This window comes from Methanobrevibacter millerae (assembly GCF_001477655.1).
In the GTDB taxonomy this organism is placed as follows: domain Archaea; phylum Methanobacteriota; class Methanobacteria; order Methanobacteriales; family Methanobacteriaceae; genus Methanocatella; species Methanocatella millerae_A.
This window is the reverse complement of sequence record NZ_CP011266.1, coordinates 55,954-73,282: the sequence shown is the minus strand read 5'-3', so window position 1 is coordinate 73,282 and position 17,329 is coordinate 55,954. Positions and strand designations below refer to the sequence as shown.

Below are 17,329 nucleotides of genomic sequence, written 5' to 3'. Positions count from 1 at the left end.
TTTAAACTCCCCTTGCCATAGCGGTAAGACCAGTTCTTGAAATCTTTTTGATTCCATAACCTTTTAATAAAGATATAAATGCATTTATTTTCTCCATATCTCCAGTAATTTCAATTATTAATGTTTCCTCTGTCACATCAACAATTTTTGCTCTGAAAATATTAGCATATTGCATAATTTCTGCTCTAGATTTTTCATTAGGAATATTGACTTTTATAAGACACAATTCCCTTTTAACTGCATTTTTAGAAATATCTTTAATCTTGACGACATCAACTAACTTATTTAATTGCTTTGTAACTTGCTCCAATATTTTTTCATCAGCTTTTACAGTAATAACCATTCTTGCAAGTCCGTTCACTTCAGACTCACCTACTGTAATACTGTCAATATTAAAGTCCCTTCTTGTGAATAATCCAGCCACTTTCTGTAAGACTCCAGGTTTATTTTCTACAAGCGTGCTTATAACATGATATTTTACATCCATCTAAATCACATCTTTTTCAAGTTTATATTCACCAATCATTTCATTAATGCCTGCTCCTGGAGGCAACATTGGAAGAGCTTCCTCAGAATCTATAATAACATCGATCAAAATAGCTTCATTATCTTTAATTGCAGTCTTTAAAGCTTCTTTGGTTTCACCTGGCTTTTCAACTTTGACTGCATTTATTCCAAAACTTTCCGCCAATTTAACAAAGTCAGGACTATCCTTAAATTCAGTCTGTGAATGTCTTCCATCATACAATAAACTTTGCCATTGATATACCATTCCTAAAGTTCTGTTTTCTAAAACCATTGCAATAACAGGCAAATCATAATCATAAACAGTAGCTAATTCCTGACAAACCATTAAAAATCCACCGTCACCATTAATACTGACAACAGGATCTTCAGGGCATGCTACCTTAGCACCAATAGCTGATGGGAAACCGAATCCCATAGTTCCAAGACCCCCTGAAGAGATGAACTTGCGTGGTTTTTGAGTGTTGTAAAAATGAGCTGCCCACATTTGATTTTGACCGACATCAGTTGTTAAAATAGAATCAGCAGTTAAAACTTCACTGATTTCCTTAATAACAGTTTGAGGCTTAAGTGGTACATCATCATAAGTAACTCTTGGCAATAAATCAATTTTTCTTTGCTTAATTTTATCTGTCCATGAATTAACATCATTGGTTACTTTATAACCTTTAAATAAATCATTCAATGAACTTAAAATATTTTTAGCATCCCCTACAATAGGTAAATCCACATCAACATTTTTACCGATTTCTGCAGGGTCTATATCTATATGAATAACTTTACTGTCCGGAACAAAACTGTCCAGTCTTCCAGTAGTCCTATCAGAAAATCTAACACCAATAGCTATCAGCAAATCACATTCGTTAATGGAATCGTTTGAAACTTTCCTTCCATGCATACCAAGCATACCTAATGCCAATTCATCATATTCATCAATAGCTCCTTTACCTAAAAGTGAAGTCATGACTGGTGCATTGATTAAATGTGCAAATTCGTTTAACTCTTCAGTGGCATTAGCCAAAATAACACCAGCACCAACAAGAATCAATGGTCTTTTAGCTTGCTTAATCAATTCACAGGCTTTCTTAATTTGTCTGGGATTTCCTTTTAATGTAGGATTATATCCTGGCGTTTGAATCAAATCATCATTAAATTCTGTGAGTTCTCCTTCCTGCACTTCTTTTGGAACATCAATTAAAACTGGTCCTGGTCTTCCACTGGTAGCTATATCAAAACTAGTTTTAATTATTGAAGGGATTAAATTAGGATTTTTAGGTTGATAACTATGTTTAACAATAGGCATAGTAATACCCATAATATCTGCTTCCTGAAATGCATCATTTCCTATTAAATGAGTTGGAACTTGTCCTGTTATAGCTACAATAGGAGAAGAATCCATAAAAGAAGTAGCAATTCCAGTAACTAAGTTAGTTGCACCCGGTCCGGAAGTAGCCAAACACACACCAACTTTACCTGAAGCTCTTGCAAATCCATCGGCTGCGTGAGCTGCTGCTTGTTCATGTCTAACTAGGATATGGTTTATATCTGCATCATATAACATATCATAGAAAGGTATGGTCTGTCCACCAGGATAACCAAATATTGTTTCTACTCCCATCTTTTTAAGGGATTCAATTATCGCTTCTCCGCCTCTCATTTTAAAACCTTTTTTCAAATCTTTTATTATGGTTTAATTTTTGTATAGTTGAATATATATAAGTTATCTTAGTCTAGAAAAAGGAATAAATCTATTTGTAGTTTTAGCATATGAAACATAATCATCCCCAAATTTTTCTATTAACCATTTTTCTTCAGTTTTGGCCAATGCAATTGACAATATAATCCAAAATATAATCGGCAGGATAAATAAGTAAATATTTTGTGAAAATAATATTATTGCAATAGATATCTGTAGCCATGCGGAGTATATCGGATGGCGAACAAGTGCGTAAACACCATCACTAACCAATTCTCCATTTTCAATTCTTTTACTAATATCAGACATTCGAACAGCAGCTAACCATAAGAAAGCAGCATCTAAAATTAAAACAACCGCAAGTCCAACAAATAGCCAATACATTGAATCTATCTTATAGACAGGAATCATATTGTAATAAGACAGTATTACTCCCATAATTGAAACAACAAACATTGGTGCGATTAAATATGGACCGACACCATACACAGGTAAAGAATCTTGCTTTGAAATAATAATCACCTATACTATGATATATTTAAAAAAGTTAATATAGTTTAAAAGTCAATAACATAAACACAATTAACTAACTTAGATTATTATGAAATACTCTAAACTTCTATGTCATAGAATACCGGAAAGATCATTTTTTTATAAAAATCATCAGTTTCCAGTTTGTGCGAGATGTACAGGATTTTATACCGGTTTAGCAGTATTTTTAATTTATAATTTATTTTATCCCATAAATTATACAATTAATCTATTAATAATATCAATAATATTAATGATTCCTGCTGCAATCGACGGACTTACTCAGCTAATGGAACTAAGACAAAGCAATAATAATCTAAGATTTTTAACCGGATTGGTTGGTGGAATTGGTTTAATAATATTTATGAAAATAGTCGTGAAAACTTTTTATTATATAATAGGTGTGTACTTATGAAATTTTGTCCGGAATGTGGTGAAGAAAATCCTGATGGAAGCAAATTCTGTAGAAAATGTGGTATTAATCTAGTTTATGAAGAACCTAAAAAAGAACAGACAACAGCTAAAAAAGTCACAGTTGAAACCGACCAAGGTCCAGTTCATAGAACAACAGTCAATACGAATTCATCAACCACCGCAAACAATAATAATGATAACAGTAAATTATGGGGCTGTTGTATCTGTTTAATATTTATATTTATAATATTTGCAATTTTTGGCCATTAGTCTTTTAGATAATAATATAAAACAGCTTTTTGTGCATGGAGCCTATTTTCAGCTTCATCATAAATAACTGACTGTGGTCCGTCAATTACTTCTGCTGAAACTTCCTGACCCCTGATTGCAGGCAAACAATGCATGAATATAGCATCATCATTAGCTATATCCATTAGTTTCTGATTAACTTGGTAAGGAGCTAAATCTTTTTCTCTTTGAGCTTTTTCATCTTCATCACCCATACTTACCCAAACATCAGTATAAACTACATCAACATTATCTAGGGCGACATTTATATCATCAGAAACAGTTATTTCAGTGCTATTTTCTTTTGCAAATTCATTGGCTATCTTTAAAATTTTTTCATTTGGTTCATAACCTTCAGGACAGGCAACAGAAATATCCATACCTAAAAGAGGAGCAATTAATAAAAGGGAATTACATACATTGTTTCCATCACCGACAAAACATATTTTTTTATTTTCAAATGAACCAAAATGTTCTTTAATTGTCAATGCATCTGCTAAAACCTGACAAGGATGTTCTAAATTAGTCAATCCACTTATTACTGGTACATCAGAGTATTTAGCGAGTTCAATCACATCATCATGTTCAATAGCCCTAATCATTATTCCGTCAACAAAACGGCTTAAGACACGTGCAGTATCTGAAATAGGCTCTCCCCTGCCCATTTGCAGATCACTGGAAGATAGAAAAATTCCTCTTCCTCCTAATTGATACATTCCAACATCAAATGAAACTCTGGTTCTTGTGGAAGACTTTTGAAAAATCATTGCTAAAGTCTTGCCTGCCAATGGCTTTTCTTCAGTTTCTCCAGATTTTATTTTAATAGCTAAATCAATAATATAAGATACATCCTCTTTAATATCACAAATAGATAATAAACTATCCATTATAATCCCCCTAATAAAATAAAATATTTATTATTTATATATATTAAATGTTATGTTTTCATTCTAAACATGATATCTCTAATAGTTGATATTACAGGAACCAAAAAGAACAGATAAATGAAATTTCTGGAAAAATTGAAATCCAAAAGATTAATGACAACAGTCAAACCCATAATTATTAAAAAAGTATTATAAGTATACTTTTTTTCTTCACGTGATAATTTATCCTCAAGAAAATGCATCTTATCAGCATATAAAAACATTAATACAAAGAATAAATTTGTCAAGAAAATATTTAATCCAAATACTACATTTGCCAGGAAAAATTGGGAATAATTACCGACAACTGACGTGGTGAATGGAACAAATGATATGGATGCTAGGAAGAACATATTTAGCCATAAATATGGTACATTAAGATTATTAATTTTTATGAATTCATGATGATAAATCCAAAATGAAGCTAATAAAACAAAACTGACCAGAGTTACACCTATTGTAGGAATTGAAGAAACAATAAAATTATAAAAATCTCCAGAGGACAATAATTCCATTTCAGGCAATGCCATACCAAAAATAAGTAATGTCATTACCATACCAAATATACCATCTGTCAATCCAATCAGACGCCCAGGATCAATATCCACATTTTTTTGAAAAATAGATAGAATATTATTTAAATAGTTATAATATTTATTATGTTTATTTAACTGTTTTTTATTCATATTTTCTGGACTTTTATTGAATTTTTCAGAAAAATGATGGTTATTAATGACTTTTTGCTTTATTTTTTTGATTCTTTCAAGCTCTTCTGGAGTAGCATTATGATTGTAGCTTTCAATTTTTTCATGGATTTCCGCCCTCAACCTTAAGAGTTCCTCATATTCACCATCATCAATTAAATCCTTAGAAAAATCATAATCATTATCTGTAATAAAATCACCTTTTACATAAATTTATATAAAATATAATTAAAAAAACTAATGATTTAATTATATAAAAAAACATAATAATAGTTCAGTAGGCGATTAAATGAAAAGTGATAATATTAAAAAAGGAATTAAAAGAGCACCACACAGGTCTCTTTTAAGGGCTTGTGGACTAGATGATGATGACTTTAAAAAACCATTCATTGGAATAGCTAACAGTTTTACAGATATCGTTCCGGGTCATGTTCACCTTAGAGATTTAGTTGAATTTGTTAAAGAAGGAATTATAGCTGCTGGAGGTATTCCCTTTGAATTTGATACAATGGCTATTTGTGATGGAATCAGTATGAACCATGAAGGAATGAAATACTCACTCCCTTCAAGAGAGATTATAGCTGCTACCGTTGAAAGTATGACAAAAGGACATGCCTTTGATGGATTAGTATTGATTCCAAGCTGTGATAAAGTCGTGCCAGGAATGATTATGGGAGCATGTCGCGTAGATATTCCAAGCATAGTAGTTACTGGTGGACCTATGGCTGCAGGTAACTATAAAGGAAAAAATGCCGATTTGATTACAGTATTTGAAGCTGTCGGTGAGCATTCTGCAGGAAAAATCTCTGAAGAGGAAGTTTATGAAATGGAAAAATGTGCCTGTCCAGGACCTGGAAGCTGTTCAGGATTATTCACCGCAAATACAATGGCATGTATTACAGAAACATTAGGTCTATCTCTTCCATTATGTGCTACAACACATGCAGATACAGAAGAAAATAATCAAATGGCCTTCGAATCAGGAAAACAAATTATTGAACTTGTTGAAAAGGACATAAAACCATCAGATATTTTAACACAAGATGCATTCAACAATGCAATTGCAATAGATATGGCATTAGGAGGTTCATCAAATACCGCTTTACACATCCCAGCTATTGCATATGAAGTTGATGGCGTTGATGTTGATTTGGAATTATTCGATAAAATCAGCCGTGAAGTCCCACACATTGCATTGATTTCTCCCGCTGGTGAAGATACAATGATGGATTTGCATTTGGCTGGTGGAATTCCTGCTGTTTTAAAAACTTTAGGTGATAAAATCAATACTTCACCAATGACAGTTACCGGAAAAACTATTGAAGAAAACCTTGAAAATGTAGAAAACAAAAATACTGATGTTATTCACACACTAGACAATCCTGTTCATGAAGATGGTGGAATAGCAATTCTTAAAGGAAATATTGCTCCAAACGGTAGTGTTGTTAAAAAAGGAGCTGTTGCAGAAGAATTAATGCACCTCAGAGGGCCTGCAAAAGTATACAAATCAGAAGATGAAGTAACCGAAGCAATATTCAACCATGAAATCGAAGAAAGAGATATTGTTGTTATCATCTACGAAGGACCGAAAGGTGGTCCGGGAATGAGAGAAATGTTAAATTCAACTTCAGCTCTTGCAGGAATGGGAATAAAAGATGTCGGCCTTATTACCGACGGAAGATTCTCAGGAGGAACACGTGGACCATGTATAGGACATGTTTCACCTGAAGCTATGGCATCAGGACCTATTGCAGCTGTTCAAAACGGAGATATAATTGAAATTGACATCAACAACAGGTCCATTAATGTAGAACTGACAGATGAAGAAATAGCTGAAAGATTAAAATCTGTAAAGCATCCTGAAAGCGATGTTGACGGCTGGTTAAAATTATATCAGAAATTAGTTCAATCTGCAGACAGCGGTGCTATTTTAAGGTAGTGTAATGATGGATATATTAAAATATGAAGAAATTGACTTGGCAGAAACAATAAAAAGATCCGAGCAGGATGTCAATAATGTCTTGGATACTGTATCTGACATTCTAAACAATGTTAAGGATAATGGGGACGATGCAGTAAAATCATATACTGAAAAGTTTGATGGCGTTTTAGTAGATGAATTGAAAGTAAGCGAAGATGAAATCAAAGAGGCATACGACACTTTGGATGACTTTTTATTAACTGCATTAAAGCAGGCCGCACAAAACATTGAAAAATTCCACAAAAAACAAATTCCTCAAGAATGGGAAATTGAAGTAAACCCTGGAATTGTTGCAGGCCAAATCGTAAGGCCCATAAATTCTGCAGGATGTTATATCCCCGGAGGAAGAGCTGCTTATCCTTCTTCAATATTGATGACTGTTATTCCGGCAAAAATCGCTGGTGTCGAGAAGGTAGTCTGTGTAACACCACCACAAAAGGACGGCAAAATCCTTGATGCAATTCTTGTTGCAGCAGATATTGCAGGTGCTGATGAAATCTATAAGGTAGGCGGAGCACAGGCAATTGGAGCACTAGCTTATGGAACTGAATCCATTCCTAAAGTTGAAAAAATAGTTGGACCGGGAAACATTTTCGTTACTGCGGCAAAAAAACTGGTTTATGGACAAGTCGATATTGAGTTTCCGGCAGGCCCATCTGAAGTATTGATTCTAGCAGATGAAAGTGCTGAGGCAGAATTTTTGGCAACAGACATTTTAGCTCAGGCAGAGCATGATCCTAATGCATCATGCTTTTTGGTAACAGATGATGAAGATTTGGCTAACGAAACTTACGAATATGTTTTGAAATTAACAGAAATTGCTCCAAGACGTGAAATCATTGAAGAGTCATTGTCTAAAAGTGGAAAAATTATTATCACTGCTACATTTGAAGATGCGATTCATGTTACAAATGAATATGCTCCCGAACATTTAATCATATCCACAAAAGACGATGATAAAACATTATCACAAATCAAAAATGCCGGTTCAATATTTTTAGGAAAATACTCTCCGGTAGCAGCAGGAGATTATGGATCCGGAACAAATCACGTATTGCCAACCGGAGGTGGGGCAAAGATGTATTCTGGCCTTTCAACCGAGGCATTCATCAAAAAGCCTACAGTTCAAAGAATTACAAAAGAAGGTTTAGAGCAATTATCCAAAACTTCAGTTCCAATAGCTGAATACGAAGGATTTTTCGCACATTCAGATTCATTCAAAAGAAGATTAGAAAAATAATTTCTATCTTCTTATCTTTTTAACAAATAATATCTAATCCCTTTATTTTTTTAAAATCTGAATCAAAAGTTGCTATTTTACTAAGATTAAATTTCTGCATAGTTTTTAAAATTGTACAATCAGAAAAATTGATTGACGAATCATAAGCCAAATATATGTCCATTGCATCATCATAATCTTGTAAAGTCAAAAAATCTATATCAAACATTTCCTTAAAATTATCATACAATGAAACTCCAGTTTTTCCTCCAACACCATTAAAAGCATTTAATGTTTCAGTCAAAACAGTGGAGTTTATCATTTTATTTTCATTAATAGTGTCGCTTAATTTTAATGCCTTATAATGATTGACATCAGATTTTAGCAAAAGAGAAAGTAAAAAACTTGTATCAACAAATATCATTAGAATTCTCCACGTCCTGATTTCTTTTTTAATTCTACAGAATCTATTTCTTCATTAGCATATATTGAAAATTTTTCTAAATCCCTTAAAGGTTTTTGCCTTACAATTTCAATTATCATTAAATCACCATCAATTTTCCAATTTAAAGTATCTTCGATAGTAATATCCAATTCTTTACGAATTTTACTTGGAATTACTGTTTGAAACCCTTTATATATTTTTGATGTTATTTTTTCATTAGACAAATGACTCACTAAAATTCCTCCATACCTAATATTTTAAAAACCTAATATAAATAATTTTAGAAAACATTTCATATAAATAAATAAGTAAATATAATTCACACCTGAAATATAGTATTAAATGTAACATGAAAACATGAAAATGTAATGAAGGAGTTAACAAAATGGAAGAACTAGTAGATATGCGCGAAATGACAGAACAGGAATTAATAGAAGCAGAAAAAATGGCAGAAATAGTATTCAAACTAAACCACACATTACCAAACAGTGAAGAATATAATTCTCTTTTAAAAGAATTGTTGGGAGACAATTTAGGTGAAAACAGCTCCATTATAGCACCAATAGCTGGAGCTGCATTTGATCATATAAAAATCGGAAACAATGTTTTCATTAATTCAAACAGTCTTTTAATGGCCAGAGGTGGAATAACAATAGAAGACGATGTAATGATTGCGGGAAATGTTCAACTGCTTTCAAACAACCATGATGAATATGACAGACAAATCCTAATCTGCAAACCGATTTTAATCAAAAAAGGAGCTTGGATTGGAGCTGGTGTGAGCATATTACCTGGAATTACAGTAGGAAAATATGCAATTGTAGGTGCAGGAGCAATTGTTACAAAAGATGTACCTGATTATGCAGTTGCAGTTGGAACACCAGCACGTGTTGTAAAGACTTTAGACAAAAATAAATTCAAAGAGGATTAACCTCTTAAAATTTAAAAAATAGAAAAAAAAGTGATATAAAATCACTTAAAGTTTTACGGAAGCCGGCAAATTATGAGTGTTTCCATAATCTATTAGAATACTCACACAGATGTCCAACATTTTTGTAGGAGAAATGTCAGGTACTCCACCTGTGAAAACACCGACATAATTCGGAGCGGCATTATTGCTTTCCATCCATGATGAGAATCTTTTACACATGTCCACATAATTTTCACGGGCAATCGTCTGTGAATTATCATTTCCGCTAGGATGTGGAGCATATGAATACTGACCTATAGATATTGTAGCATCAGGATGTCCATTCGCAATGGAAGTAATTGATTTGGATAAAACATACAAACATTGCGCTTTTGATAGGGAAAGTGACTGGAAGCTAACCGGGAAGTTACCGCCAGAATTTTTAATAGCCTGAGCTAAAGCCGGAGCTTCGCTTACAGGAAAGCTATTCATGGAAACAGATTTTGAATTTTGAACATTTGACTGCTGCGGTTGAGCATTAGCATTAGCATTGCCTGAATCACCATTGAACAGGCCAGTTCCAAATCCAACAAATACTACCGCTAAAATTACGATAGCTGCAACTAAAACACCAATGATAATCTTTTTATTTCTATCATCATTGTTAGGTTGTTTAGTAACAGTGGTTGTAGTTGAATTTGCATTATTATTTTTTTTAATTTCACTTCCACAATGTTTACAGAACTTTGAACCGTCTTTTATTTCTTCACCACATTTAGGACAAAACATCAAAATACCTCTTTAAGATGATACTTTTCCTTCATATTCTCCAGTGAATGCATTAAATTTAACTTTTTGACTTCCACCAGAAGGATCCTTAACTACTACAGTATAATAATCACCTTTATCTTTAATATCCTTTTTATCAATTGTTTTTCCAGGATATTTTTGCATAGCAAAAGCATAAATATCATCTACAGATAATTTTTCTAGTTGTTGATTATCGGATGATGAAGAACTATCACCGGCAGATGTAGGGGTGGAACTAGGAGCAGAAACAGCGCCATTGGAACTGGATTGAACTGATGAATCTTGAGAAGCACTAGAAGAAGCACTAGAAGAATCGCTTGATACTTGAGAATCGGAACCTGCGGATTGTAGTAAAGTACTAGCTTGAGGATTATCCATAAGTGAAGTGTTCTGTTGCTGAGCATTATTATTAACAACAGCACTACCAGTGGTTGGATTCTGCACAAATTCATTAGCAGTATATTGGTCTAAAGTATTGTTATTTGCAGCAGCATTATAATCATTGATAGTAGTATTAATGTTCTGTTGAAGTATCGCCATATTAAATATCTCATTATTAACTTGAAGCACTAAAGCATTAATCTTATCAAAATCAAAATTAAACTCTAAATGAGGCGGCGGAGCAATACCCGGAACAGCAACTTTAGGTTTTACACTTTTTTGGTGGTTTGAGAAAACAACACTGTTTGACATGTCAGTGACTAAACTCTGGTCTTTTGCTCCAATGGAAATACCTTCTGCACCATTTGTAAGTAGAATATTAGTATTATCTCCCTGTACAAATGCAACAGATTGTGGCGGTTGATTTTTAAGAGATATTACGGATGCTCCAGTAACGCCTTTTAAAAAGTTAACCATTGAATCATTATTCTTAAATGTGTGGATAGTAATACCGTATTTAGAATCAGCATAACCATCAGCCGTTTTTACAAAATTTGAATCAGACGGTACATTAACCTTTATACCATCGAAGTCTACCTGTTTCATAGAACCGTTGTTTAATAAAGTAGCACCTACAACTCCTGCGGCGATAATTCCAACGATAGCTATGAGAAATATTATTTGAGAATTTATTTTCATAAGAAAAATCACCTAAAATATATATAATTTATACACATAAAAATTTATATTTAATATTATATAAAATTTTATAGTAATACGAAAATTAATACAGACAGGTGTTTTTAAATATGGTTAAATGTCCAAACTGTGGTGAAGAATCATCTTCAAATTTTTGCCCAAACTGTGGTGAAAAATTAGAAAAAAAAGTTATTTGCCCAAACTGTGCAGCTCAGCTTGATCCAGAGTCTGTTTTTTGTTCAGAATGCGGATATAAGATAGAAGCAAAAAACGAAGATGAAAAAGCATCAGATGAAGAAGAAAAAACTGAAGAAACTAAAGAATATGATAAAGATGAAATAACTGAAAAAGAAACATCTGAAGAGATTAAACGTTGCCCACATTGTAATGATATATTGGACGAAGATGATGCAGTATTCTGTTCCAACTGTGGAAAAGCAATAAACGCTGATATAAATTCATCAAATGGAATAATTGAAAGTATCAATTTCAAAAAGCTAATAATTGTATCAATCTTAGGATTTATAGTTTCATTTGTTTTAGGAATAATACTTTCATTAATTATTGGCTTAACCGGTCAGGGAACAATTGGATATCCTATCGCATTGATAATAGCTTTATTTATTGGTGTCGGATTTTTCGCATCATTTTTCGAAGACATCCTCAACTCAGGCCTTACTGGAATAATAATAGGATTTGTATTTGGATTGCTGTCAAATACATGTGTGGAAATTTCATCAGGACTCCAGTTCAGCTACCAATTATTTTCCGGATATGAAATTATAATATTCACAGTTTTAGGCTTGATATTTGCTTTATTGGCAAATAAATTCTTAAGAAATATTGTTTTGAAATATATTGATGTGGATAAATACTTTTAAATAATATTTCCTCTTTTTATTTTTTTAATTCTTTAACATTACATATTGAAAAAATCATATTTTTAACATAGTTTTATTAAAGATTAATTATATATTTAAATACATATTGAAAATTTATTTTTATAACCTGAGGTGAATTAATTGCAAGGTTTATTAAATGATTGGAGAAGAACTAATTACGCTAAAGATACAACTCCAGAAATCGCTGGAGAAGATGTTACAATCATGGGATGGGTTCATGAAATCCGTGACTTAGGTGGAATCATCTTTGTAATAATCCGTGATGTAACCGGTAGAGTACAAATCACAGCACCTTCCAAAAAAGTGGATGCTGAAATATTAGAAGAGTTAAGAGCTTTCAGAAAAGAATCTGTTGTGGCAGTTAAAGGTACTGTTCAGGAAGCTGGAAAAGCACCTAACGGTGTTGAAATAATTCCTAAAGAAATTAAAATGCTAAACTTATCTAACCAGCCTTTACCAATGGATCCAACAGAAAAGGTAAAAGCTGAAATTGATACCAGACTCAATTCAAGATTCTTGGATTTAAGAAAAGAAAACGTGTCCGCAATATTTAAAATTAAAGGACAAATGTTCCACACCATCAGAGATTTCTTTTATGAAAACGGATTTTATGAAATTAATACTCCAAAACTTGTAGCATCAGCTACTGAAGGTGGAACAGAATTATTCCCTATTACCTACTTTGAAAAAGAAGCATTCCTCGGTCAATCACCACAGTTATACAAACAAATGATGATGGGTAGTGGAATGGATAAAGTATTTGAAATCGGCCAGATTTTCAGAGCAGAAGAGCATGATACCTTAAGACACTTGAATGAAGCTGTTTCCATTGATGCAGAAGCTTCATTTATGGATGATGAGGACATGATGAAAGTATTAAACGACATGCTTGTTAAAGTCATAAGCGATATTAATGAAAACTGTTCAGAAGAATTGGAAATCTTAGGTCATGAATTGCCTGAAGCTGATGGAGAATTCCCTAAAGTAACTTACGATGAAGCGGTTGACATCATCAACTCAAAAGGTGTTGAAATGGATTGGGGAGAAGACTTGTCCCGTGACGCTGAAAAAGCATTAGGTGATACCATGGGAGGATTCTACTTTTTGACCAAATGGCCTTCCGCAATAAAGCCATTTTATGTAATGCCATTTGAAGATGACGAAAAATATGCACATGCATTCGACTTAATGTATAATAACCTGGAATTATCCTCTGGAGCTACTCGTGTACACCAGTACGATTTACTTGTAAAACAAATTGAGGAAAGAGATTTGAACCCTGACGGATTTGGAAGCTACCTAAAAGCATTCGAATACGGAATGCCTCCTCATGCAGGATGGGGTGTAGGTGCTGACAGATTGACTATGGTACTTACAGGATCTGAAAACATTCGTGAATGTGTACTCTTCCCAAGAGACAGACACAGATTAACTCCATAGATAAAAATGGAATATGATATAGCTATTATAGGTGGCGGTCCTGCTGGAATAACTGCAGCAATTGCTTGTTCAAAGGACTTAAAAGTAATATTGCTTGAAAAAAACTCCTCACTTGGTGTTAAATTGCTTTTGACCGGTGGGGGAAGATGCAATATTACAAACAATAAGCCACTTAAAAAGCTATTAACTTTTTTTGATGAAAGAAATTTCTTAAAACACTCTTTTTATACCTTCACTAATGAGGATTTGTTTAATCTTTTTGATTTTGACTTTATTGAAGAGGATAACAATAGAATGTTTCCCGAAAGTGAAAAATCAATTGACGTTTTAAACGGACTCGAAAGGCATTTAAACGATGTTGAAATCCTATATAATTATGAAGTTAAAAAAATTTCAGATAATTTTATTATAAACGATGAAATCAAAGCTAAAAAAATAATAATAGCCACGGGTGGAGTAACATACCCTCAAACCGGATGTAATTCCAATAACTATTCTTTAACCGATATGCCAGTAACTAAAATAAAATATGGTCTTTCACCATTAATAACAAAAGAGGACTTAAGCTCAATAGCTGGCATTACCCTTGAAAATGTTGAATGTTCATATAAAAAATCAAAAGTTAAAGGTAATGTGCTTATTAGCCATGTTGGATTGACAGGCCCCGGAATCATTGATTTAAGCAGCAAAATATCAAAAGATCTTGATTATGATATTTTAGATGATGAGTATGATTTGTCATGTGAAATAGCTATTGATTTAGTTCCTGACTATTCAAGAGATTATTTGAAAGATACATTCAATAAGGATTTTCAAAACAGGGGAAAAACTCAAATCAAAAATTATCTAAAAGATTATTTGACAAACGCATTCATTGAATACTTTTTAAAAAAGACAAATATAGCTTCTGATACCCAATTAAGCAGAATAAATAAGAAAAGTAAAAACAGATTAGTTGAGAGTCTCAAAAGGTTTACATTTGAAATTGTTGACTTCAACAAGGATTTGGCTAAGGTTACTGTTGGTGGAATTGACCTGAAAAACATCAATCCAAAAAGCATGGAATCAAAAACGACACCTAATCTTTATTTTGCAGGAGAAGTGCTTGACTTGGATGGACCTACAGGGGGATACAATCTAAAAATAGCATTTTCAACAGGTTTTTTAGCTGGAAAATCTGTGAGTGAAAAATAATATTTAAAAATAAAACAAATATCATTAAAAGATATTCTCTCAAGGCATTTAAAAATCATAAATCCATATCGAGATGACAATAGTTCAAAAATTCCTGGTCTTTCAGCTTCAATTCAAAGGACAGCAGAAAAGCACCTCTCTCATCAATTCTAAAAGTATTCATCATTGAGTTCAAATATATTTTTAAATCATTTTTAATAGTTAACATGATTGGTAATTAGTAAAAAAGTATATAAAATACTCAGATTTAACTAAAAAGAATTTTACTTCTTTTATGATTGGGTTAGAATTTTTCATTAAATAAGTAAAATACTAAAATATTTTAACTATTTTTTTACATATAATTATAATATGACAGACCAAATGTTTATGGGTGCATCAACTAAACAAGGTTATGATATCGCTACTAAAAGTAGAGAGATTATCCGAGGCCTTATTGGTGATGAAATTAAAGATTTGAAACCTGCTGAAAAAGACATCGTTGAGCGTATCGTTCACTCAACTGCAGACCCAGAATATGCAAAGCTTGTTCATATAAGCGATGATTTTGTTGATGTTGCGATGAAGTCATTGAGAAATAACGAAACAATTTTAACTGACATTAACATGGTTAAATATGGAATAACCCGTTATGATGGTGAAGTTGAATGTTATATCAAAAATGAAGAAGTTAAGAAAATAGCTAAAGAGCATCAAATAACCAGGGCTGCTGCAGCAATCAGATATGCCAGCGAAAATGACTTTGAAGGTATTGTCGTTTCCGGAAATGCTCCAACAGCTGTTTTTGAAGCAATGGATTTATATGAAAAAGGTGAAATTAATCTTAAAGCAATAGTTGGAGTTCCTGTCGGATTTGTTGGAGCTGCTGATTCTAAAGAAGCTTTAAGAAATTCAAATATCCCTAATGTCATTACCGAAGGCCCTAAAGGTGGAACACCTATAGCAGTTGCTTGTGTAAACTCATTAATCCAACATTTATAAGTGATAAAATGACTGAAGAATTATTTAATGAATCTAAAAAATACTTCCCAGGAGGAGTTAATTCACCGGTACGTGCATTCAAGCCTTATCCATTTTTTGTTAAGAGTGCTGGTGGTTGTAAGATAACAGATAGTGAAGAAAATACGTATATTGACCACTGTCTGGCTTACGGTCCGTTAATACTTGGACATGCAAACCCTAAAGTTGTACGTGAAGTTTCCAATCAGTTAACTATCGGTACGGCATACGGTGCTCCGACTGAAAATGAAATTAAACTTGCCCGCGAAGTTGTTGACAGGATACCTTGTGCTGAAATGGTCAGATTCTGTAACAGCGGAACCGAAGCTACCATGAGTGCAATAAGATTAGCCCGTGGCTTTACAGGTCGCGACAAAATCATCAAGTTTGAAGGAGCATATCACGGAGCTCACGATTATGTTTTGGTTAAAGGAGGATCCGGTGCAGCATGCTTGCCTGATTCCGCCGGTATTCCAACAGACACAACAAAAAATACATTATCAGTTCCATTTAATGATGAGGAAGCCTTAAGTGAAATGATTGAAAAGGAAGGTGAAAACATTGCATGCCTGATAATGGAAGTGGTTATGGGTAATGTTGGATGTATTGAACCAAAACCTGGATTTTTAGAGTTTGTACGTAAAATAACTGAAGAAAATGATATAATATTAATATTTGATGAAGTTATTACCGGTTTTAGAGCTTCCAGAGGTGGTGCTCAGCAATATTATGGAGTCACTCCAGATTTGACAACATTGGGAAAAATTGTCGGTGGAGGTCTTCCAATGGGCGCTTTCTGTGGTAAAAGAGAAATTATGGAATTGATAGCTCCGCAAGGACCGGTTTATCAAGCAGGAACGTTTAGTGGTAACCCAATTTCTGTCCAAGCAGGATTATCTACACTATCACAATTGGATGATAAATTCTATAAAGACTTAGAAAGGAAAGGAAATTTCCTGAGAGGAAACATTGAATCAATAATCGATGATGAGCAATACAATATTCAATGTGTAGGACTTGCATCAATGTTTCAGATTTATTTGAATCCTGCTGAAGTTTATAATTATGCTGACGCTCAAAAGTCTGATACTGAAAGCTTTTTAAGATACTTTAGAGCTTTATTAAAAGAAGGCGTGTTCATACCACCTAGCCAATTTGAATGTAACTTTATTTCAAGTGCACACAGCATGGCAGATTTGCAGGACACCTCCGATGCAATTGAAATTGCACTGGCTGTGGCATTCAACAAGAAAAATAAATATTAA

General features: G+C 33.1%; 20 protein-coding genes. 10 read left to right on the top strand and 10 right to left on the bottom strand.

The window, feature by feature from the left end:
• Position 1 precedes the first annotated feature (1 nt).
• The 3 genes from ilvN to SM9_RS00280 all read right to left on the bottom strand — a co-directional run bounded on the left by ilvN (position 2) and on the right by SM9_RS00280 (position 2,743).
• Positions 2-487, bottom strand: coding sequence for an acetolactate synthase small subunit (gene ilvN / locus SM9_RS00290; protein ID WP_058738237.1), 486 nt, complete (start codon positions 485-487; stop codon positions 2-4).
• A complete protein-coding gene (locus tag SM9_RS00285) occupies positions 488-2,182 on the bottom strand; it encodes an acetolactate synthase large subunit (RefSeq protein ID WP_058738236.1) in 1,695 nt (564 codons plus the stop codon).
• A 63-nt stretch (positions 2,183-2,245) separates the two neighbouring features.
• Positions 2,246-2,743 carry a methyltransferase family protein gene (locus SM9_RS00280; protein ID WP_157064613.1) on the bottom strand — a complete coding sequence of 166 codons (498 nt, stop codon included), beginning with the start codon at positions 2,741-2,743 and terminating at the stop codon, positions 2,246-2,248.
• Between the two features lie 79 nt (positions 2,744-2,822).
• Between SM9_RS00280 and SM9_RS00275 the strand changes: the two genes are divergently transcribed.
• Both SM9_RS00275 and SM9_RS00270 read left to right on the top strand, forming a co-directional pair.
• The gene (locus SM9_RS00275) at positions 2,823-3,167 is read left to right on the top strand and encodes a DUF2085 domain-containing protein (protein ID WP_058738234.1); all 345 of its coding nucleotides are present in this window, start codon (positions 2,823-2,825) and stop codon (positions 3,165-3,167) included.
• Positions 3,164-3,436 (top strand): zinc-ribbon domain-containing protein, encoded by a 273-nt coding sequence (locus SM9_RS00270; protein WP_058738233.1) that lies wholly within the window; start codon positions 3,164-3,166, stop codon positions 3,434-3,436. The genes SM9_RS00275 and SM9_RS00270 overlap by 4 nt, the downstream gene beginning before the upstream one ends.
• On the opposite strand, the gene argF is transcribed toward SM9_RS00270, so the two are convergent.
• A complete protein-coding gene (gene argF / locus SM9_RS00265) occupies positions 3,433-4,341 on the bottom strand; it encodes an ornithine carbamoyltransferase (protein ID WP_058738232.1) in 909 nt (302 codons plus the stop codon). The genes SM9_RS00270 and argF overlap by 4 nt on opposite strands.
• 50 nt (positions 4,342-4,391) lie before the next feature.
• Positions 4,392-5,207: a TMEM175 family protein gene (locus tag SM9_RS00260; protein ID WP_058738231.1), complete on the bottom strand. Its 816-nt coding sequence runs from the start codon at positions 5,205-5,207 to the stop codon at positions 4,392-4,394.
• 166 nt (positions 5,208-5,373) lie between these two features.
• Between SM9_RS00260 and ilvD the strand changes: the two genes are divergently transcribed.
• Together ilvD and hisD are read left to right on the top strand one after the other, a co-directional pair.
• Positions 5,374-7,023, top strand: a complete 1,650-nt coding sequence (gene ilvD / locus SM9_RS00255) for a dihydroxy-acid dehydratase (protein ID WP_058738230.1) — start codon at positions 5,374-5,376, stop codon at positions 7,021-7,023.
• Between the two features lie 7 nt (positions 7,024-7,030).
• Positions 7,031-8,305 (top strand): histidinol dehydrogenase, encoded by a 1,275-nt coding sequence (gene hisD, locus SM9_RS00250; protein ID WP_058740278.1) that lies wholly within the window; start codon positions 7,031-7,033, stop codon positions 8,303-8,305.
• Between the two features lie 19 nt (positions 8,306-8,324).
• Here hisD and SM9_RS00245 read toward each other — a convergent pair whose 3' ends face one another.
• Both SM9_RS00245 and SM9_RS00240 read right to left on the bottom strand, forming a co-directional pair.
• Positions 8,325-8,708 carry a type II toxin-antitoxin system VapC family toxin gene (locus tag SM9_RS00245; protein WP_058738229.1) on the bottom strand — a complete coding sequence of 128 codons (384 nt, stop codon included), beginning with the start codon at positions 8,706-8,708 and terminating at the stop codon, positions 8,325-8,327.
• Positions 8,708-8,962: an AbrB/MazE/SpoVT family DNA-binding domain-containing protein gene (locus SM9_RS00240; RefSeq protein ID WP_058738228.1), complete on the bottom strand. Its 255-nt coding sequence runs from the start codon at positions 8,960-8,962 to the stop codon at positions 8,708-8,710. Before SM9_RS00240 ends, SM9_RS00245 begins: the two co-directional genes overlap by 1 nt.
• 152 nt (positions 8,963-9,114) lie before the next feature.
• Between SM9_RS00240 and SM9_RS00235 the strand changes: the two genes are divergently transcribed.
• Positions 9,115-9,660 carry a DapH/DapD/GlmU-related protein gene (locus SM9_RS00235; protein WP_058738227.1) on the top strand — a complete coding sequence of 182 codons (546 nt, stop codon included), beginning with the start codon at positions 9,115-9,117 and terminating at the stop codon, positions 9,658-9,660.
• 45 nt (positions 9,661-9,705) lie between these two features.
• On the opposite strand, the gene SM9_RS00230 is transcribed toward SM9_RS00235, so the two are convergent.
• Together SM9_RS00230 and SM9_RS00225 are read right to left on the bottom strand one after the other, a co-directional pair.
• A complete protein-coding gene (locus tag SM9_RS00230; RefSeq protein WP_058738226.1) occupies positions 9,706-10,428 on the bottom strand; it encodes a zinc-ribbon domain-containing protein in 723 nt (240 codons plus the stop codon).
• Positions 10,429-10,440: 12 nt separating this feature from the next.
• Positions 10,441-11,529 (bottom strand): hypothetical protein, encoded by a 1,089-nt coding sequence (locus tag SM9_RS00225; protein ID WP_058738225.1) that lies wholly within the window; start codon positions 11,527-11,529, stop codon positions 10,441-10,443.
• 110 nt (positions 11,530-11,639) lie between these two features.
• Here SM9_RS00225 and SM9_RS00220 point away from each other — a divergent pair, with 110 nt between their 5' ends.
• The 3 genes from SM9_RS00220 (at position 11,640) to SM9_RS00210 (ending at position 15,065) form a co-directional block, all read left to right on the top strand.
• Positions 11,640-12,410: a zinc ribbon domain-containing protein gene (locus SM9_RS00220; protein WP_058738224.1), complete on the top strand. Its 771-nt coding sequence runs from the start codon at positions 11,640-11,642 to the stop codon at positions 12,408-12,410.
• Between the two features lie 141 nt (positions 12,411-12,551).
• The gene (aspS, locus tag SM9_RS00215) at positions 12,552-13,871 is read left to right on the top strand and encodes an aspartate--tRNA(Asn) ligase (RefSeq protein WP_058738223.1); all 1,320 of its coding nucleotides are present in this window, start codon (positions 12,552-12,554) and stop codon (positions 13,869-13,871) included.
• Between the two features lie 6 nt (positions 13,872-13,877).
• Positions 13,878-15,065: a BaiN/RdsA family NAD(P)/FAD-dependent oxidoreductase gene (locus SM9_RS00210; protein WP_058738222.1), complete on the top strand. Its 1,188-nt coding sequence runs from the start codon at positions 13,878-13,880 to the stop codon at positions 15,063-15,065.
• A gap of 55 nt (positions 15,066-15,120) precedes the next feature.
• Here the strand turns inward: SM9_RS00210 and SM9_RS11795 are convergent, their stop codons facing one another.
• Positions 15,121-15,273, bottom strand: coding sequence for a hypothetical protein (locus SM9_RS11795; RefSeq protein WP_157064612.1), 153 nt, complete (start codon positions 15,271-15,273; stop codon positions 15,121-15,123).
• 143 nt (positions 15,274-15,416) lie between these two features.
• On the opposite strand from SM9_RS11795, the gene SM9_RS00205 reads away from it, so the two are divergent.
• Both SM9_RS00205 and hemL read left to right on the top strand, forming a co-directional pair.
• Positions 15,417-16,046 carry a cobalt-precorrin-8 methylmutase gene (locus tag SM9_RS00205; protein ID WP_058738221.1) on the top strand — a complete coding sequence of 210 codons (630 nt, stop codon included), beginning with the start codon at positions 15,417-15,419 and terminating at the stop codon, positions 16,044-16,046.
• 8 nt (positions 16,047-16,054) lie between these two features.
• Positions 16,055-17,329, top strand: a complete 1,275-nt coding sequence (hemL, locus tag SM9_RS00200) for a glutamate-1-semialdehyde 2,1-aminomutase (protein WP_058740277.1) — start codon at positions 16,055-16,057, stop codon at positions 17,327-17,329.

Coding starts and splice junctions, on each gene's coding strand:
- SM9_RS00225 (WP_058738225.1), bottom strand. CDS start 11,529: ATGAAAATAAATTCTCAAATAATATTTCTCATAGCTATCGTTGGAATT.
- SM9_RS00235 (WP_058738227.1), top strand. CDS start 9,115: ATGGAAGAACTAGTAGATATGCGCGAAATGACAGAACAGGAATTAATA.
- SM9_RS00285 (WP_058738236.1), bottom strand. CDS start 2,182: ATGAGAGGCGGAGAAGCGATAATTGAATCCCTTAAAAAGATGGGAGTA.
- SM9_RS00210 (WP_058738222.1), top strand. CDS start 13,878: ATGGAATATGATATAGCTATTATAGGTGGCGGTCCTGCTGGAATAACT.
- SM9_RS11795 (WP_157064612.1), bottom strand. CDS start 15,273: ATGTTAACTATTAAAAATGATTTAAAAATATATTTGAACTCAATGATG.
- SM9_RS00220 (WP_058738224.1), top strand. CDS start 11,640: ATGGTTAAATGTCCAAACTGTGGTGAAGAATCATCTTCAAATTTTTGC.
- SM9_RS00270 (WP_058738233.1), top strand. CDS start 3,164: ATGAAATTTTGTCCGGAATGTGGTGAAGAAAATCCTGATGGAAGCAAA.
- SM9_RS00230 (WP_058738226.1), bottom strand. CDS start 10,428: ATGTTTTGTCCTAAATGTGGTGAAGAAATAAAAGACGGTTCAAAGTTC.
- SM9_RS00245 (WP_058738229.1), bottom strand. CDS start 8,708: ATGATATTTGTTGATACAAGTTTTTTACTTTCTCTTTTGCTAAAATCT.
- hisD (WP_058740278.1), top strand. CDS start 7,031: ATGGATATATTAAAATATGAAGAAATTGACTTGGCAGAAACAATAAAA.
- SM9_RS00205 (WP_058738221.1), top strand. CDS start 15,417: ATGACAGACCAAATGTTTATGGGTGCATCAACTAAACAAGGTTATGAT.
- hemL (WP_058740277.1), top strand. CDS start 16,055: ATGACTGAAGAATTATTTAATGAATCTAAAAAATACTTCCCAGGAGGA.
- ilvN (WP_058738237.1), bottom strand. CDS start 487: ATGGATGTAAAATATCATGTTATAAGCACGCTTGTAGAAAATAAACCT.
- argF (WP_058738232.1), bottom strand. CDS start 4,341: ATGGATAGTTTATTATCTATTTGTGATATTAAAGAGGATGTATCTTAT.
- SM9_RS00275 (WP_058738234.1), top strand. CDS start 2,823: ATGAAATACTCTAAACTTCTATGTCATAGAATACCGGAAAGATCATTT.
- ilvD (WP_058738230.1), top strand. CDS start 5,374: ATGAAAAGTGATAATATTAAAAAAGGAATTAAAAGAGCACCACACAGG.